This window comes from Paenibacillus chartarius (assembly GCF_042432825.1).
GTDB lineage: Bacteria > Bacillota > Bacilli > Paenibacillales > NBRC-103111 > Gordoniibacillus > Gordoniibacillus chartarius.
Genome location: NZ_JBHLWN010000123.1, coordinates 1 through 21273, shown reverse-complemented (window position 1 = coordinate 21273; position 21273 = coordinate 1). Strand labels below are relative to the sequence as shown.

The following is a 21273-nucleotide window of genomic DNA, read 5'->3' as shown; positions in this document are numbered from 1 at the left end:
TCTTTTCCTGCAGCATTCATGAAAGCGATTATGAATTGCGTGGGGTGCGAGGAACGGCAGATTTATCCGGGTACGGCACCAAACGAAATGCGCCTTAGGGATATTCCATCTATGATTTCCAGGTTTACACGGATGGGAAATAACGCTTGAATGCGTAGAGCCGTAGGTAGGCCTGCGGCTCTTTCTTTGTTCGACGTTGCAGGATTTTTGTCGGAGAATGGTGAATACGATAATAATGGGATGGAAACGTTTACAAGAACTCTCGCATATATAGGCTGGGGGAATGTTCATGAAGCTGAAAATAGGACGGAAACGGCAGCTCGCTGGCATTCTGGTTGTTTGTTTACTGCACGCCGCCTGTTCGAGAGTCGGCCCGAGTTCATCTTCACCCGATAGCAGCATGACCGGAGGGGAATCGGCAGTCTCCTTTCCCCCAACTCTAGCTGCGGGGTCGGTTCAAGGAAAACTCCAGCCGGTGACCTTCAGCCTTTTCGTGAATTACGACTGGTATTCCGCGCCGATGTGGAGTGAACGCCCTCAGGCCAAATGGATTTCGGACAATTTCAAAGTCTCGGTGGTTCCCATCCAATCCAATGGAGCTGCCTCACAGAAGCTGAATACGATGATCGTTTCCGGCGAATTGCCCGAAGTGATCGTAACGGATCGCGGCAAGGATGTGGAACGGCTGCAGAAGATGGGCAAGCTGGTTGCGCTGGATCCGTATTTGGAGAAATATCCCGAATTTGTCCGGACGGTCGGTGAGAAAAATCTGAACATGCTCCGAAGCGAAGACGGGAAGCTTTACCAAATCCCCAACTGGTTCATCAACGGAAATAACGGAACCGGCAACGCCGCCTTCCTGGTACAGAAGAAGGTTTACCAGGAGCTGGGGTCGCCGAAGCTGGAAACCTGGGATGATTTGGAGGCCTATGCGAAGCTGGTGAAAAGCAACTACCCGGACATGCAGCCGCTCGAATTCGGAGAAATCCGTGACGCGGCCGAAGTCCAAATGTTTGGATTTCTTTACAGCGGAGCTGCGGAAGGGAGGACACCCGCTTTCATTTCTCCAGGCGCAGGACAAGTGTTTGGCGTGCCGATCGGAGACAGATTGACTTCCATCTACCAGGACCCGGCTTTCCGCGATGCGGCTTTGGAGGCCAATCGGCTGTATCGCGCCGGTGTGGCGCCGGAGGATTTGTTCACCGAAACCCGGGACCAGATTCTCGAGAAGCTCATGTCCGGCAAAATCGCCGTATTCGGCGCTTACGACGCCGTTGTCGAGAGGATCGGCCGGGAGGCAAACAACCTGCTTCAGTCCAAGGATGCGGATAACGGCTATCAGGTCATCCCGCCTTTGCACAAGGCTGGCGTGGACGGAAGCAAAATCTATCCATCCGGCTACTACACGACCGGCTGGAACGTGAACGTGATCACAACTTCCGCAAAAAATCCGGAGGCGATCTTTGCCTATATGAACTGGGCGTCAAGCCCCGAGGGGCAGCGGATCCTGTTTTTCGGTCCGCCCGGCCTATTTTACGACAAAGTGGAGAATGGGGTGCCTATTCCGAATGAAGCGTACCTCAACAGGGATTCCAAGAAGTATGACGAGCTTCGGCTGGGCGAATTCAATTGGAACGGGAACACCACTTATATAGACAGCGTAAAAACCGCAAGGGAGAAGCTGCTGCCAAGAAAAGCGCAGGATTGGACAACGATGGCTCAAGCGGAGGTGTCCTTCAAGACTTCGATGAATCTAACCGCCTTCTCCAATTTGGATCCGGCTCCCGGCTCCGAGGAAGGCATTATCCTGCAGCATTTGAAGGAGCAATTCAAGCGGCTTGTGCCCAAGCTTTTTTTTGCGTCCGGCGAGAACGAGGTGTTGTCGTTGATCCAACAGGCCGATCAGGAGGCCGCGAGACTGGGGTATGACAAGGTGCTGAAATGGAAGGAAGCCAAGTGGCACGATAATGAAAGAAAGCTCTCCGGGAGGTGAACGGGGTGTACAGGGCTGTTTTGGTGGATGATGAAATCTACGATTTGGAGGGCCTTCGGGTTTTGATCCCATGGGAGGAGCTTGGCGTCCAGGTCGTATTCAGCGGAGAGAAACCGCTGGCGGCTCTGCAGTATATGGAAAATCACGACATCGATATTCTGGTAACGGATATCAAGATGCCGGTGCTGACCGGGTTGGACTTGTCCCGTAAGGCTCTGGAGAAAAACCCGAATGTGAAAACGGTGTTTATCAGCGGGTATTCGGACTTTGAATACGCCAAGCAAGCGATGCATCTGAAGGCGGACGGGTACATCTTGAAGCCTGTGGACGATAACGAAATCATCGAGGTAATGCAAAAGGTCGTACAAGAGCTCGAAGCGCAGGAGGACCAGAAGACTCTGGCCGCGGCCAGGCTGGTGGAGTCCTATGATTTTATCAAGAACGGTTTCGTCCAGCATCTATTGGAAGGAGATGTGGAGCCGCAGAAGCTGCGCGCTTTCCTGGCCGAATACCCGCTCGAAGTGCAGGGAGGCAAGGCCATCGCGGCACTGGTGGAGATCGACGATGCGCTTTGGAGATACGGGCAGGAAGAGGATGGAGGCATTCAAGGCGCGGAGGCGGAGCTTCAGTCCATCGGTTCGATCATCGAAGCCCGAGGCCTGGGATTATGGTGCAAGTATACGCATTCCCAGCTGGGACTTCTATATACGGCGGATCCATCCCTTGCGGAAGCGGAACTGCAGGAGCTGATCCATGAGATCAGGAGCAGGCACGCTTTTACGGTGACGGTGAGCTTCGGGGAGCCGGCCGATTTTCCGGAGGGGATCCCGCATTCCTTCCGCCAGGTGAAAGAACGGATCGGCTACAAGATGTTTATCGGCAAAAACAGGCTGATCCCGCCAAGCGCCAGCAAGCTGAAGATGGCGGAGGACGCGAAGGATATTCAGACCATTCTGGAAGCTACCTTTAAGGCGATGACGAATTATGGGCTGGTGGCGATTTGCGACTGTGTGGACGATTTGTTCGAGACGGTATCGGCCTTCGAAAATCCGGTCAAGGTGCACAACTTCTCCATCCACATCGCCTCCAAGCTGGAAACCTATCTCAACCAGTTAAACGAATCGTTCGCCAGTCTGTTGGGCTGGAAAATGGAGCATCTGGACCTCATCCGGCGCTTCGAGACGATTGAGGACATTAAATCATGGTTCCGCAGGACGCTGTTCGAAATCGCGGAACGGCTTTTCATACGCCGCAACGGTAAAAACCGCCGTTTAATCGAGCAGATCGAGAAGTATGTCCAGGAGCACTTGGCGGAGGAGATCACGCTGAAGGAGGTGGCCAACTACTTTTCGTATTCCCCAAACCATTTGGGCTACCTGTTCCGAGAGCACAGCGGGGAAACCTTTAACGATTATGTAGTGAAAATGCGCATGGAGATGGCCATGAAGCTTCTGAAGGACCCGCGATACAAAATTTATGAGGTATCCGAGCGTGTCGGGTATAAGTCGCTTGCCTATTTCAGCAGACTGTTCCGCGAGCATATGGGCATGACGCCCGGCGACTTTCGGAAGCAGGGATGAGGCGGCGGATGATGTTCAAGAAGAGGGCAAGGATGGCGGGGAAGGACCGCCGGAGCAAGGATTGGTACTTGCCGCTCCGCTATAAGATCCTTCTTTCCTACATGTTTCTGGTCTTGGTCCCGGTTATTCTGATCGGGAGCTATGCCTATAAATCCTCGGAGAGCGCCATCAGCGAAAATACGAGAAGCAATCTGGAGATCGCCGTAAAGCAGATCGGCAGCAACGTCAACTATAGGGTCGACGATCTGATGCGGGCCGCCGAGGTTCTGTTCGCAGATCAGAGCTTATCCCGGTATTTGTCCGGATATTTTCTGGACTATGAGAAATTTTCGGTAACGACGCAGTATATTTTGCCGCGGCTCGAGTCGGCGGCCAATTTGCCCAATATGAATGCGCAAGTATATATGTATTTGGATAACAGCCGGATCAGCGAGTTTTATTACAATTATAGCCTTACGGAAACGAAGACCGCCGTTCCAGCCGGCAGGCAGTATTCCATCTTTCATACGGACCGCATTGTCGGAGAGGAGTGGTACCGTTCCCTCCAGCTGAATGTTGACACCAAGGTATGGAAGCAGGTGGGGGATGACGCCGCACTTCAGCAAATTTCCTACATTCGTCCGTTGATGAATTACGACACGCTGACTACCATAGGGCTGATCAAGATTACCGTCAAGCTTACGGATATTTTCTATGATATCGATTTGACTCAGCTCGGAACAGGCAGCCGGCTGTTTGTTATGGACAGCCGGAACGAGCTGCTGTTCACAGGCTCCAAGAGCAAGCCGCAGCTTGCCGGCGACTTGTCCAAGGAGCACGGAGAGCAATATTTGCAGATCAGGCAGCCGATTCCGTCGATGCCGGCCAGCATCGAAGCTTGGATCCCTTATGCTTCGTTCCAGGACAATTCAAGAAAGGTCCGGAATCTGACGATCCTGATCTGCTGCCTGAGCCTGCTAGTGCTAACGGCCATCAGCGTCATTATGTCCCGTTATTTGCTGCGGCGGTTCCACAAGCTGATCGAATTGCTGCGCGCGTTTCAGGAGGGAGATTTTCACAAGCGGATGCCCTTATTGGGCAAGGATGAGTTCGCTCAGATCGGAAGCGCGTTTAACGAGATGGCGACCACCATTGAGAAGCTGATTGACGAGGTATATGTAGGGAAGCTGGAAAAAAAAGAAGCCGAGCTTCAGGTGCTGCATGCGCAGATGAATCCGCATTTTTTGTATAATACGTTTTCGTCCATCAGCAGAATGGCCAAGCTCGGGGAAATCGATAAGCTTCATGAGATGATTCGGAGTCTGGCAAAGTTTTACCGCTTGAGCCTGAACAAAGGGGAGATGCTCATTCCCGTCGGGAAGGAGCTGCAGATCGTCCAGTCCTACCTCGACATCCAGCGGATCAAATTTGCGGACCGGATCGAGGCGGTGTTTGAGGTGGATGACAAGCTGACCGAATATACGACGGTGAAGTTTATCCTGCAGCCCTTCGTGGAGAACGTGCTGGAGCATGCCTGGTACGACGATCGGATCGTCATTACAGTCCGGGTGTATTCGGATGGGGACATCATCTGCATGGAGGTAGAGGATAACGGACTCGGGATGAAGCAGGAGGTGATCGATTCCGTATTGGACCCTTCCGGCCATGGACTCGGTTACGGCATTCGCAATGTGGATCAGCGGATTAAGCTGCATTTCGGCAAGCGGTACGGCGTCACCATAATGAGCACATTGGGGGAGGGGACGATCGTCAGGATTAGATTCCCTCTTTGCGCAGCTTGAACGCAATTGTTGCAAAATCTCCGGCAGTTTTTTATTTGGCAGTAGGCGGACCCGCCTGCATAAAAATGTTCCTTTTACGTCGGTGCCGCTTCAGGCACAAAGGCAAAGGGATCGCCGGCGCTGTGCTGCTCATGCTCAGTAGGCTGCTGTTCGTCCCCGCAAGAGAAGGCATAACCCGGATGGCCTCGAGCAATCCGGGTTCTTTGCCTTTGTACATGTTTCCTAATAAAAAATTAAGATTGGTTTGCTATGATAGAGAGAAGCAGGATTCACAAGGAAGCAGAAAGGCGGTTATCACCATAAAAAAGCTCCGTATCCTTGCATCCCTGATCAGTTTGCTTAGTCTCTCTCATGCCGGTCCGGCTTCCGCAGATACCTTCACCGACGTTTCGACTACAAGCTCCTACGCATCTTATATTGACGATTTAGTGCAGCTGGGTGTTACGGACGGCGTAGAGCCCGGAAAATTCGGGCCGACCCAAACGTTAACTCGCGCCCAGTTCGCCAAATTCGTGACGGTCGCCTTCCAGCTGAAGGACGACGGCTCGTCGCCGCCGTTCAACGACATTCAGGGACATTGGGCGGCCTCCCCGATCCGTGCGGCCTATCAGGCAGGCGTCGTAAACGGTACGGGACCCGACCGGTTCAGTCCCGATCTGCCCGTGAAGCGGGAGGAGGCGGCCGCTATGATATGGCGCCTCGCCGTAAGTAAAGGGGTCGTCCCGGCCCCGGCTGATCTTCTGTTCCGAGACGCTCCCGATACATGGGCGACCGAGGCAGTGAGCGGTGTGCTGTCCAAGGAATGGTACGGGGAGGATGTGACCCGGTCGGGAAGCGCATGGTCGTATCGCCCGCGCGATCCGATGACGAGGCAGGAAATGGCTGCGCTATTGGATCGTTCGATCCGCAGCTTGCCCGGAACGGTTGCAGCCACGATGCCGGTCACGGCGGCTGCAACTGCGGCTGCAACTGCGGCTGTGAAAAAGCCGAACGAGAACACTCCAACGTCCGCTCCCGTCCTTCCGTCTTGGCAGCAATCGCTAAAGTCCCATCTGCTGAATCAAGATACGGAGTTCGACGTCACGTTGGACAATTCGGAGCAGTTCCAGGAGATTAAGCCGTTCATCGAGCAGGTGATGGCGGACAACGATTATTTGCATTATGTGTACAAGGGCATGCAATATGAATATGACGGGCGTTCGACCGTCTCCTTTCAAGTGAGCTACTTGGAGTCCAAGGCGCAGACCGACGAAGTGGCCAAGCAGGCGAAGCAGATCGTAAGCTCGATCATTCGCCCCGGCATGAATGACTTCGAGAAGGAAAAGGCGGTCCACGATTATGTGATTACCCGTCTGGCCTATGACCAAACGCTGAGCGACCATACGGCATACGGCGGGCTGACGAAGGGGACGACCGTATGCCAAGGCTATGCGCTGCTGACTTACCGGCTGTTGACGGAGGCAGGTATTCCGAACCGGATTGTGGAGGGACATGCGGGAGGTCAACTGCATACGTGGAATCTCGTCCAATTGAACGGCAGCTGGTACCATCTCGACACGACGTGGGATGACCCGGTTCCTGATGAGAAGGGCAGACTGACCTACAACTACTTTAATTTAACGGATGCGCAGATGCGCCAAGACCATTCGTGGACCGGAAACTATCCGGCGGCGGATCAAGACTTCCTTCAAACCATTCGGCAACTGGCTCAATCGGGGGAGATCAGTCAAAATTCAGCTCGGACGCTATTGAGTGACACAGGCTTGACGAGTGACTCCGGCGGCAATGCGGCGGATACGCTGCCGTCATTGCAGGCTGCCATCGAGCGCGGTGTATCGGCTGGACAGGACCAGTTTACCGTCCGGTACAAAAACACGCTCGGCGCTGCGCCCGCGGTTATGAAGAAGGCGCTGACCGACAGTATGATGAGGAAATACGAGGTTAAACAGTTCAAATATTCATACGGCGAAGATACCCGTGTGCCGGGTTACATGGTAATAACGGTAACCGTCACGTACTTTTCATAGGCTGCCCGCTGCGAACACAGCTAAATAACACCATCCGGATCCACATGCGGATGGCGTTATTTTTTTACAAAAAATTTGCTTACCATGTATTCACAAGGAAATATGTTCATGGTATGATATTTCGCGTTCGAATATTTCGTGTGCGAAATATTTAGTAAGTAAACAATTCGTGGGGGGAGGCGCATAACGGTTGGAGAGAGGCACGGGCAACGACCTCAATGCACTGTTCAGAAGATTAAACAAGCTGCGCAATACGATGATGTTCTCGGATTTGAAGGAGCTTGGACTCACCGGGCCGCAAATTCTCGTGCTCCGCGAGCTGTTCGTAGGCCAGCAGCGGACGATCGGCGAGCTGTCGAAGGCGCTGGAGCTGAGCAACAGCACGATTACCGGCATTGTGGATCGGCTGGAGCGAAACGGATTAGTCGAGCGGAAGCGGGACGAGAAGGACCGCCGGGTTGTGTTTGTCAGCATCACGCCGCGCTGCGAACAGCTGAAGACGGAGCGGTTCGCACAGATGGATGCGAAGATGGATGAGATGCTGCGGGAGGCCTTCACTCCGGAGCAGTTCGAGCTGCTGCACGATGTTCTTATCAAATTGATTAGCCATTTAGAGAATCAGCTGGAGGGATTCAAGTGAAGAGGAAACTGATATTGTACGTTATTTTGATCGTTATGGTCCTTAGCGGCGCCGGAATCGGTACCTACTATTGGTATGAGAATGCAAATTATGTGTCGACGGAAGACGCGCGGGTCACGGGCGATATTTATCGGGTTATGCCGAGAATCTCCGGCAAAATCAATTCGCTCGGCGTCAAGATCGGCGATACGGTCGTGGCCGATCAAATCGTCGGTCAGCAGGACATTACGAACTTGCCTGGCAGTCTCCTGGATCAAGCTTCGCTGCGCGCTCCGATCGGCGGCACCGTCATTCAGACGTCGGCGAAGCCGGGCGAAGTCGTGTCGCCGGGGCAGGCTGTGGCGATGATCGTCGACAAGAGCAAATTGTATGTGTCCGCGGACATAGAAGAGACGGAAATCATGAAGGTGAAGCTGGGGCAGACCGTCGATATCGAGCTTGACACGTATCCGGGCCGGAAGTTTACGGGCAAAGTGTTCGAGATCGGCCAAGCGGCCGCCTCGACGTTCTCGCTTATGCCGACGACGAGTACGAGCGGAAGCTTCACGAAGGTGACGCAGCGCATTTCCGTGAAAATCTCCATCGACGACCAGCAAGGTCTCGAGCTCGCTCCGGGCATGAACGCCGTGATCAAAGTACATATCAAAGGGAACTAAGGGGAGGCCGGACATCGTGAAAATGAAGCGTTATTTGCAAGTGATTTCCGTCGTTACGGTATTGTCGGCATCGGCCGTAGCCGTTAGCGGCTGCGGGACGGCGCCTGCGGGGCAAGCCGCTGCGGCATCGATTCCGAGTGTAAAGGTGATTACGCTCAGCGGAGCCGGAACGCCGGGAGCGAGCGGGAAAATCGCGCCTCTGCAAACCGTCCACATCTATTCGAAGCTCCCCGGCCGCGTTGCCGACGTGCTGGTGGATGAGGGCTCCAAGGTGAAGAAGGGCGATGTCCTCGTTCAGCTGGAAACGAACGACCTGACGCAGCAGCTGAATCAGGCGCAGGCTAACGTCGATGCGGCGCAAGCGAAGCTGAACGATACGCTGAACGGGGCAAGACCGCAGGATCTGCAGGCGGCCGAAGCCGCTGTCGCCCAGGCGAAGGGCGGCTTGGATACGGCCGCAGCTTCGGTGGAGCAGGCGAAAGCGGCGCTCGATCTCATGACCAAGACCTATAATCAGGTGAAGAACCGCTACGATGAAGGATCGGTCTCCAAGAGCGAGCTGGACGCGACAACGTTGAATTATGAGAAGGCGAAGACCGGCTACGATCAAGCGGTCGCGGCGCAAAGCTCGGCTCAGGCGGCCTTGACGGCGGCGTCCGCGAAGCTGGATCTCGCCCGCACCGGAGCGACGGCCGATACGATCGCAGCCTTGAAGGCGCAGGTAAGCTTGGCTCAGGCTCAGCTGGAGCTGGCCAAGAATGCGCTCGATAACGCAGCGATCAAGGCGCCTTCGGACGGCATTATTGTAAAGCGCACCGTGCAGCCTGGGGAAATGGCGTTCACGTCGATGCCATCCGGGACGGAGCTGCTGACGATGATCAGCATGGATACGGTGAAGGTCGAAGCGAGCGTCCCGGAAGGCATGGTTAACAGCATTAAGGAAGGCGCTCCGGTAAAGGTTCAGCTGCCGAGCATCCCGGGGCGCACGTTTGACGGTGTGGTCAGCTTCGTCTCGCCGATATCCGACGTGAACAACAACACGTTCCCGATCAAGGTGACGGTGAAGAATGAGGACGGCTTGCTCCGCGCCGGCGCCGTTGCCACGGTATCGTTCGGAGCGGGAGCCGGCGGCGCGGAGGCTAGGCTGGAGCTGCCGAAGAGCGCGCTGGTGAAGGGAACCGACGGAAGCACGTCGGTGTTCCGGGTCGAAGGTGAAACCGCCCGCAAGGTGACCGTTCAGGTCGAAGAGAAAAATCAGGACTGGGTCTTCGTCAAGGGCGACAGCTTGAAGGCCAATGACCGAATCGTACTGACGCCAAGCAGTGACCTCGCTGACGGTGCCAAAATTCATGCCGAATAAAGGAGGAGATGCTTCATGTCGCAAGCTGCCTCCACAGAAATAAAGGTAAGCGCCGATGAGACGCTTCAGCCGAAGGAAGGCTATTGGCTGCCCGTCATCGTCCTGATTATCGGTACATTCATGGCCATTCTCGACAGCAGTCTCATGAACGTTGCCATACCGAAGCTGATGTCCGTGTTCGGCGTTTCGCAGAACGAGGTCGAGTGGGTCATCACGGGCTACATGCTCGCCTCGGCGGTCGTAGTGCCGATGGGCGGATTTCTGGCCGACCGCTTCGGGTATAAGACAACCTTTTTGACAACATTGATCGCTTTCGTTATCGGCTCCGCCTTATGCGGCATGGCCTGGGACAACTCGAGCCTCGTCGCGTTCCGTATTATCCAGGGCTTGGGCGGGGGCTTCATCATGCCGATCGGCATGGCGATGCTGTACCAGATCGTTCCCCGCGACAAAGTGCAGGTAGCCATGGGCGTATGGGGTATCTCCGCGATGGCGGCCCCGGCGATGGGGCCGACGCTGAGCGGCTACCTGGTCGATAATTTTAGCTGGCGTTACTTGTTTTACATTAACCTGCCGATCGGCTTCGTGGCGATTGCGCTTGGATTTATTTTGCTCAAGGAAACGCCGAAGCAGACCGGTCTCAAGTTCGATTACCTCGGCACGTTCTTGTCGATGCTTATGTTTGGCAGCCTGCTGCTGGCCTTGACCGACGGGCAGAAGGAAGGCTGGACGTCGCTGTATATCGTCGGATTGTTTTTCATTTCTTTCTTCAGCTTTGTGCTGCTGCTCTGGGTTGAGCTCGGCAAAGACAATCCGGTTATGGATTTCCGGCTGTTCAAAAACTCCATGTTTACGATCAGCCTGATTGCATCCAGCTTCGTTATGATTGCGATGCAGGGCGGGGTTTACCTCATGCCGGTGTATATCCAGAACGTTCTGGGGCTGACCCCGATGCAGACCGGCATCCTGATGATGCCGCAGTCGATCGCAATGGCGTTCATGATGCCGATCGCCGGCAAGCTCACTTCCAAGTTCGGGCCGGCGCCGCTCGGCATCGTAGGCCTGGCGATCGTCGGGTTAGTAACGGTCGAGCTGCACAATATCGCGCAAAATACCCCGCACCACTGGATTACGTGGATGCTCGTCATCCGCGGCATCGGCATCGGGCTGTGTATGATGCCGCTCTCGGCGGCGGGGATGAACACGCTGCCGAATCATATGATCGGGCGGGCGTCCTCGCTCTCCAACGTCGTCCGGAACGTGATGGCTTCGTTCGGCATCGCCGTTCTGACGAGCATCATGACGAGAAGCACGTCGACGTACGCAACGCATATCGCTGAGAAAATGGATACGACGTCGCCGGCGTTTACGGAGTTTCAGACGAACGTCACGCACCGGTATATGGAGCTCGGCGTTGACCCGGCTTCGGCGGCCGGCGGCGTGAGCGGCGTACTGGCGGCGATGATCCAGAAGGAAGCGCTGACTCGCGGCATTGCGGAGACGCTGCTCATTTCCGCGATACCGGCCTTTTTCTCGCTGTTTATCGTATTTTTCATGATTCGTCGGAAGAAGGCTGCGGCCGCAGGCGCCGACAGCGCCGGCCAGCAGCATGTAATGATTGAGATGTAATGACCAAGGAGGCGTAACAACGTGAAACGATCACTGACCTATTTTGCCGCAACCATGATGCTTGGTTCTTCCTTACTGGCGGCGGCTCCGGCCTACGCCGATGAGGCTGCGCCGGCTGCAGCGGCCGTTACGGCGGTTCCAGCCGCATGGTACGCTTTGACCGACAGCTTGCAGGTGCAGGTGCTTGGCGTTCTGAACGAGAAGAGCGGTTCCGGCGTCCGGCTGGGTGCTGCTGTCCGCATCGTCAACAACGGCTCCACTACGCTGCGGATTCCCGACCACGAGCTGCGCCTTAAGGCTGCCGACGGCACCGTCTACACGCTTGCGCCGAGCGCTTCCAACGCGCATGGCGTTCCGGCCATGTCGGAGGTCGAGCTCGTCTATATGAAACAGCTTGACCGCTCGAAGGAGCTCAAAGTGACGGACCTGTCGCTCGTTGATGTGAACTATGATGTATATCCGAAGCAGGAGACGGTGCTCGCCTCCGTACCGGTTGGAGCGCAGGTGTGGACGGGAAGCCACAGCGCCTTGTCCGATGCGGCGGCACAGCTGAAGTGGGGGCAGCCGTTCGCTATTCCGACGCTCAAATCGCCGCTTGCTTACAAGCCGGTATCCGTTGCGCAATCGATGACGGCGCAGGGCTCGGCATATGTCGTCAAGCTGCTGGTCACGAATGATTCGGAGCAGACGGAGACGGTGCCGCAGTTCGGAATCGACGGTAAATCGAAGACGAACGTCTACCACGGTACGCGCATCGAAACCGGTGCGGTATCGCTGGAGCCGGGCGAAAGCACGTATATCCATTATTCGATTCCTGCGGATGCCGATACGGTGCTGGAGAGCCTGAACGTGCTCGTTCTGGAGCCGTTCGCAGCCGCCGATTCAGCCGGACAAACCAAGGTGAGCGCATTCGGCCTGGGCAAGCTGAATATTAGTCTGGCGGGCTCGGAGGAGGCTGTTCCGTCAGCGGCTTATGTGTTCGGTACGCCAATCGCGTTGGAAGCGAACAATTCGTTCGTGAATGCCGATCTGCAGGTATCCTTGCAGGAGCTTCACGCTTCCCCGAGCGAGGAGAACGGGTCCCGCACCGTATTCGCCAAGATGAAGCTGGAAAATAAGGGAGAGAAGCCGATTCCCGTACCGGCCCTGCAGACCGAATTGGTAAATGGAGGCGGGGGCGCGTATAGCGGCATCCGCCAGTCCGCTGTGCCGGCCTCGGTTCAGCCGGGAACAAGCGTGATCGTTTCTTACGGATTCGTGCTTCCTCTATCCGACACGAGCACAAGCTTCAAGCTCAAGCTGCAGGGAGCCCTGCAGGGCGACGGCGCCGCAGCGTACCGTTCGACGATAGCCGTTGTACCGGTAGAGCTGGAGTCGGACAACGACCGCAATGCGGTGAAGCTGTATCCGTACACGCTGAATTTCAAAACCTGGTTTGTCATCCCGGTCTACCAGGGGCCTTCCACCTATACGTACAGCGTGAAGCTGGACATGGATCTCGTTCGGGAGCCGCAGGTGATGCTCGACAACAATTTCTCTACGCTGAAGATCGAGCTCATCGACGAGCTGGGCCGCTCCATCGGCGCCAAATCGTTCCCGTTCGTCGGCACGAACCGACTGGTCAGCGGCTACCAGACGCTGTCGTTCTCCGGGCTGTCGCTCCAGCAGGCGGAAAGCAATTTGACGCTCCGTATTTCGGAGTCGATCGCTACGCCTAACGGAGAAATGAACCGGATCGTCGCGGAGCTGAAAAATTAAGTTCGAAGCAGGCGCTTAAACAGTCTGGAAAGCAATTATGGGGCTTTCCCGTCAAGGTGGTCGGTTCACCTGCGGGAAAGCTTTTTGTGTTTGCTGTTGAAAAACCGCCAGAGGAAACAGGTTTGTCTATTTGGAAGAGATTCCGCCTTACCAATTGCATCAAACGGAGTTTGAAAAGCAATAGGGGTGGGAGTATGCTGTGTGCAAGCTGCTCCCTTTTTTGTTGGCGCATTTGATCGGAGGATCCATGCGAACGTGCAGCCATTTTGCTCATTCATCGGCTATCAGCAGTAAATGCCTGCATAAGTAAGTACAGGCACCTTTGCCTCGAAGGGGCAGCTATGGCGCTTTGCCTTCCAATGCCTGCATTTTCGCGGTAATCAAAATCATGCAATCTAGCTATTCAAGTGATTCCTGTATATGCAGGTTTTTATGGCTTTCCGCGTTTCTTCTTGCGAACCCTTTCAAGCAAAACCGTCAAAACTTCCTGATAAGCGGAAAACCTTGTGAACTTAACGGGTTACGAAACCGTTATTTGGCTCGAGACTGGATGACTTACAAGTTTAGCGGATTTTGATGGCGTTATTTTCCAGAAATCAGGAAAAATCAAGCCCAATCTCATCAATTGATACTCGATAGCTCCGCCAAAGTCCGCTATTCTGAAGGAAAAGTGCGTTAGCGGTAATATAAGACCCTCAAAAACCTTTAATGAACCGCATCAGCCACGTCAAGCCCCTTAGAAAAAAGACGAGTTCATCCCTTGAACGGGAGGCCCGGTTTATATGTAAATATCCTTTATCCGCTGAGCTCAATAAGTCGGCTTATATTGCACCGGGAAACACATGCGTCTGGAAGACGGCGGAAGCCGTGTCTTCAAGTTACGATTGGGCGGTTTCGTGCAACATTTCAATCGAATATTTTCTTAACAACGAACGGCAATATCATCGGAATAGCGGCAGTAGCGCCAATCACCGGCTTCTGCGCGGGTGTTTTCCTTGCTTCTTTATTCTGGAGCCTGGCCGGGCATCGGGTAAAATAAGCGGTCGAATCCAATTGTGCGGATAAGTACGGGGGCAATCAAAATGTATGAATGGTAAAAAACCTGGAGCCCCTTCCATAACAAGGGGCTCCAGGATTTTCGCATGGCTTCAATACGTTTGCCGAAGGGTGAACAGCTCCTTGAGCTCCTCGTTCGAGAGCTCGGTGATCCAGTTCTCCGAGGTGGAGATGACGTTCTCGCTCAGGCTCATTTTGCTTTCCAGCATCTCGTCGATTTTCTCTTCCAGCGTGCCGAGAGAGATAAACTTGTGCACCTGCACGTTGCGCTTCTGTCCCATCCGGTAGGCGCGGTCGGTCGCTTGATTCTCGACAGCGGGGTTCCACCAGCGGTCGAAGTGGAACACGTGATTGGCCGCGGTCAAGTTGAGGCCGACGCCTCCCGCTTTGAGCGACAGGACGAAGATGCCCGGCGCGGCAGAGCTTCCGGCCCCCGATCCGCCCGCGGCTTGGAACTCGTCGATCATCCGATCGCGTTCCGCCTTGGGCGTGCTGCCGTTCAAATACAGCACCGGCTCGCCGCGCAGCGCCTGCAGCACGTCGGCCAGCATGCGGCCCATGCCGACATACTGCGTGAAGATGAGGCACGAATCGCCCTCATCCCGCAGCTCGCCGACCATGGCGACGAGCCTCTCGAGCTTGGCGGAGCGGGCGATGAACGCTTCCAGCAGCTCCTCCGAGCGGAGCGTCTCCTCCGGCAGCGCGGCTTCCTTCGTCAGCAGCACGGGATGGTCGCACAGCTGCTTCAGCTGAGTCAGAGCGGACAGAATCGCGCCCTTGCGCTCGATGCCTTCCAGCTGCTGCATCCGCTCCAGCAAATCCTTCACGGCCTGCTCGTACAGCGCGACCTGCTCGGCGGTCAAGTTCAAGTACAGCTTCGTCTCCAGCTTCTCCGGCAGATCTAGCTGAATTGACGGATCGTTCTTCTTGCGGCGGAGCATGAACGGCTTGACGAGCTTCTGGAGCTGAACGGTGCGTTCTTCATCGTGATGCTTCTCGATCGGATTTGCAAACCGATGCTGAAACCCGCGCTGGCTGCCCAAATATCCGGGGTTGAGAAAATCATAAATGGACCACAGCTCCGACAGCCGGTTCTCGATCGGCGTTCCCGTCAGCGCGATGCGGTGCCGGGCCTTGAACGACCGGACGGCGGCGGACTGCTTGTTCTGTGCGTTCTTGATGTTCTGCGCCTCGTCCAGGCAGAGTGAGCTCCATTCATACGTTTGCAAAATCTCCTGGTCCAGCAGCGCCGTCGTATAAGAGGTAATCACCACATCCATATGGCCCAGAGCTTCGGTGAGAGCTTCGCCGCTAAGCCGGCCTTTGCCGTAATGCAGCATCACCTTCAAGTCGGGCGCGAACCGGGCCAGCTCCTTCTGCCAGTTGCCGAGCACCGACGTCGGGCAGACGAGCAGGGCGGGACAGCCCGATTCGGGCTGATGCTGCAGCAAATACGTAATGAATTGGACCGTCTTGCCGAGTCCCATGTCATCCGCGAGGCATGCGCCGAGTCCGAACCTCCGCAAATAGCTGAGCCACGTGAAGCCTTCCTGCTGATAACTTCTGAGCTGGGCGCGAAGTCCGCCAGGGACCGGCAGCGGCGGCAAATCGGCCGGCTGGCTTAGCTGGCGCAGCAGCGCCGTCAAATGCGAATTGAGCTCCACTTCCATCTGAATGCGCTCTTCATCGCCGCGATTGTCTTCGGGACCGGCTTCCTTCCCGGCTCCGGCTGCAGGCTCGGCGCCTTCCTGAAGCAGGTGCAGCTGCAGCACATCCTGGAGCGACAGCCCTTCCTCGGGATTGACGCTTTCCATCAGTCTGCGGATTTGTTCCAGCAAGGCAGGATCGAGAACGACCCATTCCCCGCGAAAACGGATGAGCCGTCGCTTCCGGCTCAGCAGCTCGGCGAATTCCGCCTCGGAGAGATCGGATTCGCCGATGGCGATCCGCCAGTCGAAGCTGACCAGGGCGTTCAGTCCGAACAGCGACTGGCCGCGGCCCCCGCCGGCACCGGAACCGCCGCCGGCTTCCGGCGCGACCCTCGCGCGCAGCCGCGGCTTGCGCCTGGACGCCGCCTCCCACCAGCCCGGCAGCATGACGTTCCAGCCGTCCTGCAGCAGCTCGCGGCTGTGCGTCGTCAAGAATTGCCAAGCCGCATCATCGCTTAACGGCTCGGCAAACAGCCGTCCGCCGCCGCTTAAAGCGCCGGGCAGCGCCGCAGCGAGCCGGGCCGCCCAGCCGGGTGCGCGCTCGCGAATCAACGGGCTCCATGCTTCGCTCCAGGTGCCCGAGGCGTGTCCGTCCGCTGTCAGTCGAACCGCAACAAGCGCCGAGCTGTCGGCCTTATCCTGCAGCACGAAGCGCAGCCGCCACTCGTCGTGGCGCTCGTCCGGCTCGAGCAGCTGCAGCGCCGGCCGGAACGGAGCCAGGTCCGGCTTCCAGCCGAGCGATACGAGCCATTCCTCCTCGGTCATCCGCGCTTGCTCCTGCGCTTGCTCCTGTGCGGCGGCATTCGTACCGGCAGCCTCCGGCCGGGCAGACTCCAGCCCTGCGGCATGCGGCCTCGGCCGCTGAAACAGCACCGGATAGCTCCGGCGCAGCTCGGCGACCGACGCTTCATCGCCATAATGCTCGGCGGTGACGGCGGCGGAGAAAGCGGCGCGGAGTCCGGACATGTTCATGTTCAAGCCGTCCGCCGGATTCGCCGTCGCCTCGTTGAACGGCTTCAGCGCCGCCGAGCCGGCATCCCAGCTCCAGGCCAGCATTCCGCTGCGGAAGGCGGCGAAGCTGGGCACGAAGCGTCCTGCACGAATTTCCTCAACGAAGAGAGGGGCCCATTCCAGCAGCAGCCGCACGGCTTCGCTTCCGCTTTCCCAGCGGATGACGCTTGCGAAATTCGGCGAGGCGAAGAACGGCAGCACCATTTCGGATGGAAGGACGATCACCGTTATGTCACCGGCTTGCCTCAGCTCGAGCTCGGTACCGTAGCAGGAAGGCTCGTGCCATGCAAACAACACATTGCGAAGTGACATCCCCGGCATCTCGGATCCGTTCTGCATGCCCCATAGCAAGGCATCCCCGCTGTCGGTCAGCAGCGCATGTAACGTGATCGTTCGAATTGTAAGGCTCATTCCAGCAGCTTCCCTTTCCTCATTTCCTCTTGAAGCGCCCGCAGGCGGCCGTAGCGTTCCGTGAATCCGGTCAAATAGCGCTGCCACCGCTCCGTCTGCTTCATTTTCTTATACACCTTCTCCAGCCGCTTCATCAGCTTGACCGCCGATTTGTACTCGTGCCGGTTTTTGAGGCCGACATAATGCTCGATCGCTTGATGATAGTACGGCAGCAGCAGCTCCGGCGCCTCCTTCTCGATCGGCTGAAGCACGCTGACCCGGTGGGACAGCGGTCCGTGGCCCTGCACCAGCTGCAGCTCCAGCCACATTTTCCAGCTGTGGCGCTCATACAGCAGGTCCTCGATAAGTCCGAGGGAGTGTGGGAGCATGTCCTCGAGCACGCTCCACATTCGCGGCTCCGCCTCCGGCCTCTGTTCGACAGCTTCCTTCCAAAGCCCGGTATACGTGTCAAGCTCATGCTGGCGGGAGAGGTGAAAATAAGCGGCGGTCCGCTGCAGCCAGTCGACGAGAAGCTCCCAGCTGCCGTTTCGGCGGATACGATCCAGGAAGGTGAGGAGCAAGCTCTTGGGCGCTTGCTTCAGCGTCGGCTCCAGTGCCGACCATGCTTCCGCCGGCTGACCCAAGCAGAGATGCAGGTAGGCCTGCGCCGTCCTGAGGGATGTGCTCGGAGCCTCCGGCTTCTCCATAGACGCCAATTCTTCGGCTGCCAAGAGACCGGATTCCGGGCGGGGGGCAACCCATTCGTTCCAAAGCTCGGTATAAACGCTGAAATCGAACATTTTCGGATCGGGCGTCAGCCTCATCTGTTCCCGCATATAATTCAGCGTTTGCCGGATTCGTTCTTGAGAGGCCGTCATATCGATGAGATTCGCTTGCTTCCGAATCCACTCATAGATATGGTCGTACAGCCGATAGATCGAGAACGACGTGTAGTATGGAACGCTGCCCTGAGCGGACTGCTCTTTCATTTTGCGGGCGACGAACAGCATCCGGTGCAGCTCGAAGAACAGCCGGTCCGTTTCGGTAAAAGGCACCGGCGCATCAGCGATTCGCTGCAGCTGGACTGACAGATCGTTCATATATTGGCTTTGGTCGTAGGCAGGCTTCACATGCTGGGTTGCACGCTGGAAGAAGACGTGCCATTCGGCAGCCGATTGGATCGGCAGCAGCTGCAGCTCGTCCTCCTTCGGCATCGGTATTGCGGCGCGGCGGAGATGCTGCTTGGCATTCACGACTTGTGCGGCAGGATAGCCGAACCGGTCTCCGAGCTCCATAATGACAGCGGCGATATGCTTGCAGGAACGCTGTACCGGACACGTACACGAGCTGGAGCCGAGCTGGTCCAAGCGCAGCTCCACCCTGTATGAGTCGGTTCCAGCTACCTCCGCGTGAATGACATGCTCATCGGTAATCTGCATGTCGACGACGAATTTTTGCTTGAAATAGGTAAAACCCCGGCTTAGGGTCACTTCATTAAAGCTTTCGGCAACATGCTTGAGCAGCCTGCTCCAAAGCTCATCGGTAACAATCATGGGAAAGCTCCTTGTACGAAAATCAACGGTTGGAACACATTTATTATAGAGCGGTGCAGGCGTAAATTCGACTTTTATTTCAGCTGGCTTATCGGCGTCGGAGGCGATGCGCATCGTTCCTTTAAGGAGGCCGCACCCGCTTACTTCCAGGTAACTAGGTTAGCATAGGGCAACTCCTTACCAAAAGCTGGATTTACCTCTATAATAAATGGGGGTGGGGACAGCGGGCTTTGAACACGATGCCGGTCCTGATTCTGCGTCGCCGATCCCGCAATTTTGGCTGGCGATATGCACGGTTTAAATGGTGAACAGCAGTTGGTTGGGCCGCACAAAAAGCAGGTGGAGGGTGAATGGCATGAACGTGTTATTTATCGGAGGAACTGGCCATATCAGCGAGGCTGTGACCGAGCTTGCCGCCCGCAGAGGCATCGAGCTCTACTTGCTGAACAGGGGATTACGCGAAGCTTCCGTACCGGACGGTGTACACGTCGTCACGGGCGATATCAGAGACGCGGCGTCCGCCGCGAAGCTGCTCGCGCCGTATCGTTTTGACGTCGTCGTGGATTGGATTTCGTTTACGCCGGAGCATGTGCGAAGCAATATCGAGCTGTTCCGGGGCAGCATCCGTCAGTACATTTTCATCAGCTCGGCATCCGCCTATCAGAAGCCTCTCACGCACTACCTGGTCACCGAGTCGACGCCGCTTGCCAATCCCTATTGGCAGTACTCCAGGGATAAGATCGCTTGCGAGGAAGTGCTGATGAACGCTTACCGCGAGGACGGGTTTCCTATTACGATCGTTCGTCCTTCCTATACATACGGCAGTAAAATGATTCCGGCATCGCTGAACAGCTCGTCGCATCCGTGGTCGCTCGTCGACCGCATGCGCCGGGGCAAGCCGATTGTTGTCCATGGCGACGGGACTTCCCTTTGGACAATGACCCATAACAGCGATTTTGCCAAAGGCTTTGTCGGGTTGCTGGGCTTGGACCAAGCCGTCGGCCATGCTTTCCATATTACGTCCGATGAGGTTCTGAGCTGGAATCAGATTTACCGGGCGATCGGCAGAGCTGCCGGCGTTGACGAGCCGAGAATGATTCACATCTCATCGGAATTCATCGCCTCCGCGGCTCCTGAGCTGGGCGGCGGGCTGTTGGGCGACAAGGCGGTCAGCTGCGTTTTCGATAACAGTAAAATCAAGCGTTTCGTCCCGGACTATACGGCGACGGTTCCGTTCCAGCAGGGGATAGCCCGTTCGATCGAGTGGTTCGAGGCGCATCCCGACAACCAAACGATCGATGATGAATGGAACGTCCTCATGGACCGGATCATTGAAGCGAGTCAAGCGGGACTGCGCCGATAGAGAGGAGGTGTGCTCATGACCCAAGGGATTCGGCATATGGTTATTTTCAATTTGAAGCATCCGGAAGGATCTCCTGAAGCCGAGAAGTTTCTTCGCGACGGCGAGGAGATTCTGACGTCGATTCCGGTGGTTCGCAATTTCGGCGTTTACCGGCAATGCAGCGTCAAGAATGATTATGATTACGGCTTCTCCATGGAGTTTGCCTCGCAGGAGGAGTATGACCTTTACAACAACCATCCGCTGCATACGGCTTTTGTGCAGGAGCGTTGGCTTGTTGAAGTGGAGCGATTCTTGGAAATCGATTTTGAACGCATGTAACCATGGAACGGATAACCGTGTGCCCGTCTCCGCGATGTGCGGGGGCGGGCTGTTCGCTTTGGTGCTTGCAATCGGCAGGCTTGTTGTGGTATATTTCTTTTCACCGTCTCCGGGCGGCAGATGCTTCGGGAACAACTTCGGGATTATGAAAATAATGCTGTCGCTACGACTTGAGCATCGTGCTATGATGTGCTTCCTGCTTACGAGGCAGGCGGAATTAGCTTCTGTCGATCTGAACTTGTTGATTCGCACTTCAAGATTGGAAAAACAAAGCACTTGCAATGGGCATTGCGAATATGATAAGATGTTCCTCGTTGTCGCTTTGACAGCGGCGAGCATGAAGCAACATTGCTCCTTGAAAACTGAACAACGAGTGAAGAACAGTAATACAACACGCAAGTGTTATCAATGAGCAAGTCGAACTACCTTTATTGGAGAGTTTGATCCTG

General features: G+C 56.0%; 13 protein-coding genes. 11 read left to right on the top strand and 2 right to left on the bottom strand.

Features of this window, described 5'->3' with window-relative positions; genetic code table 11:
- Nucleotides 1-289 precede the first annotated feature (289 nt).
- The 9 genes from ACFFK0_RS29770 to ACFFK0_RS29730 all read left to right on the top strand — a co-directional run bounded on the left by ACFFK0_RS29770 (nt 290) and on the right by ACFFK0_RS29730 (nt 13424).
- A complete protein-coding gene (locus tag ACFFK0_RS29770) occupies nt 290-1993 on the top strand; it encodes an extracellular solute-binding protein (RefSeq protein ID WP_377474923.1) in 1704 nt (567 codons plus the stop codon).
- Nucleotides 1994-1998: 5 nt separating this feature from the next.
- Nucleotides 1999-3573 (top strand): response regulator transcription factor, encoded by a 1575-nt coding sequence (locus ACFFK0_RS29765; RefSeq protein WP_377474921.1) that lies wholly within the window; start codon nt 1999-2001, stop codon nt 3571-3573.
- A gap of 8 nt (nt 3574-3581) precedes the next feature.
- The gene (locus tag ACFFK0_RS29760) at nt 3582-5354 is read left to right on the top strand and encodes a cache domain-containing sensor histidine kinase (protein ID WP_377474919.1); all 1773 of its coding nucleotides are present in this window, start codon (nt 3582-3584) and stop codon (nt 5352-5354) included.
- A 335-nt stretch (nt 5355-5689) separates the two neighbouring features.
- Nucleotides 5690-7381: an S-layer homology domain-containing protein gene (locus ACFFK0_RS29755; protein WP_377474917.1), complete on the top strand. Its 1692-nt coding sequence runs from the start codon at nt 5690-5692 to the stop codon at nt 7379-7381.
- Between the two features lie 190 nt (nt 7382-7571).
- Entirely contained in the window at nt 7572-8021 is a 450-nt protein-coding gene (locus ACFFK0_RS29750) for a MarR family winged helix-turn-helix transcriptional regulator (protein WP_377474915.1), read from the top strand.
- Nucleotides 8018-8677, top strand: coding sequence for an efflux RND transporter periplasmic adaptor subunit (locus ACFFK0_RS29745; RefSeq protein WP_377474913.1), 660 nt, complete (start codon nt 8018-8020; stop codon nt 8675-8677). The genes ACFFK0_RS29750 and ACFFK0_RS29745 overlap by 4 nt, the downstream gene beginning before the upstream one ends.
- A gap of 22 nt (nt 8678-8699) precedes the next feature.
- Nucleotides 8700-10037: an efflux RND transporter periplasmic adaptor subunit gene (locus ACFFK0_RS29740; protein WP_377474988.1), complete on the top strand. Its 1338-nt coding sequence runs from the start codon at nt 8700-8702 to the stop codon at nt 10035-10037.
- A gap of 15 nt (nt 10038-10052) precedes the next feature.
- A complete protein-coding gene (locus tag ACFFK0_RS29735; protein WP_377474911.1) occupies nt 10053-11666 on the top strand; it encodes a DHA2 family efflux MFS transporter permease subunit in 1614 nt (537 codons plus the stop codon).
- Between the two features lie 21 nt (nt 11667-11687).
- Nucleotides 11688-13424: a hypothetical protein gene (locus tag ACFFK0_RS29730; protein ID WP_377474909.1), complete on the top strand. Its 1737-nt coding sequence runs from the start codon at nt 11688-11690 to the stop codon at nt 13422-13424.
- A 1148-nt stretch (nt 13425-14572) separates the two neighbouring features.
- On the opposite strand, the gene ACFFK0_RS29725 is transcribed toward ACFFK0_RS29730, so the two are convergent.
- Nucleotides 14573-17611, bottom strand: coding sequence for a DEAD/DEAH box helicase (locus tag ACFFK0_RS29725; RefSeq protein ID WP_377474907.1), 3039 nt, complete (start codon nt 17609-17611; stop codon nt 14573-14575).
- Nucleotides 17608-19143, bottom strand: a complete 1536-nt coding sequence (locus ACFFK0_RS29720) for an SWIM zinc finger family protein (protein ID WP_377474905.1) — start codon at nt 19141-19143, stop codon at nt 17608-17610. Before ACFFK0_RS29720 ends, ACFFK0_RS29725 begins: the two co-directional genes overlap by 4 nt.
- A gap of 355 nt (nt 19144-19498) precedes the next feature.
- Here ACFFK0_RS29720 and ACFFK0_RS29715 point away from each other — a divergent pair, with 355 nt between their 5' ends.
- Nucleotides 19499-20506, top strand: coding sequence for an SDR family oxidoreductase (locus ACFFK0_RS29715; protein ID WP_377474903.1), 1008 nt, complete (start codon nt 19499-19501; stop codon nt 20504-20506).
- Nucleotides 20507-20521: 15 nt separating this feature from the next.
- Nucleotides 20522-20824 carry a Dabb family protein gene (locus ACFFK0_RS29710; protein ID WP_377474902.1) on the top strand — a complete coding sequence of 101 codons (303 nt, stop codon included), beginning with the start codon at nt 20522-20524 and terminating at the stop codon, nt 20822-20824.
- Nucleotides 20825-21273 lie beyond the last annotated feature (449 nt).

Bases quoted from the DNA above. Each gene is read 5' to 3' on its own strand.
- ACFFK0_RS29770 (WP_377474923.1), top strand. From the start codon at position 290: ATGAAGCTGAAAATAGGACGGAAACGGCAGCTCGCTGGCATTCTGGTT.
- ACFFK0_RS29760 (WP_377474919.1), top strand. From the start codon at position 3,582: ATGATGTTCAAGAAGAGGGCAAGGATGGCGGGGAAGGACCGCCGGAGC.
- ACFFK0_RS29740 (WP_377474988.1), top strand. From the start codon at position 8,700: ATGAAGCGTTATTTGCAAGTGATTTCCGTCGTTACGGTATTGTCGGCA.
- ACFFK0_RS29735 (WP_377474911.1), top strand. From the start codon at position 10,053: ATGTCGCAAGCTGCCTCCACAGAAATAAAGGTAAGCGCCGATGAGACG.
- ACFFK0_RS29725 (WP_377474907.1), bottom strand. From the start codon at position 17,611: ATGAGCCTTACAATTCGAACGATCACGTTACATGCGCTGCTGACCGAC.
- ACFFK0_RS29720 (WP_377474905.1), bottom strand. From the start codon at position 19,143: ATGATTGTTACCGATGAGCTTTGGAGCAGGCTGCTCAAGCATGTTGCC.
- ACFFK0_RS29715 (WP_377474903.1), top strand. From the start codon at position 19,499: ATGAACGTGTTATTTATCGGAGGAACTGGCCATATCAGCGAGGCTGTG.
- ACFFK0_RS29710 (WP_377474902.1), top strand. From the start codon at position 20,522: ATGACCCAAGGGATTCGGCATATGGTTATTTTCAATTTGAAGCATCCG.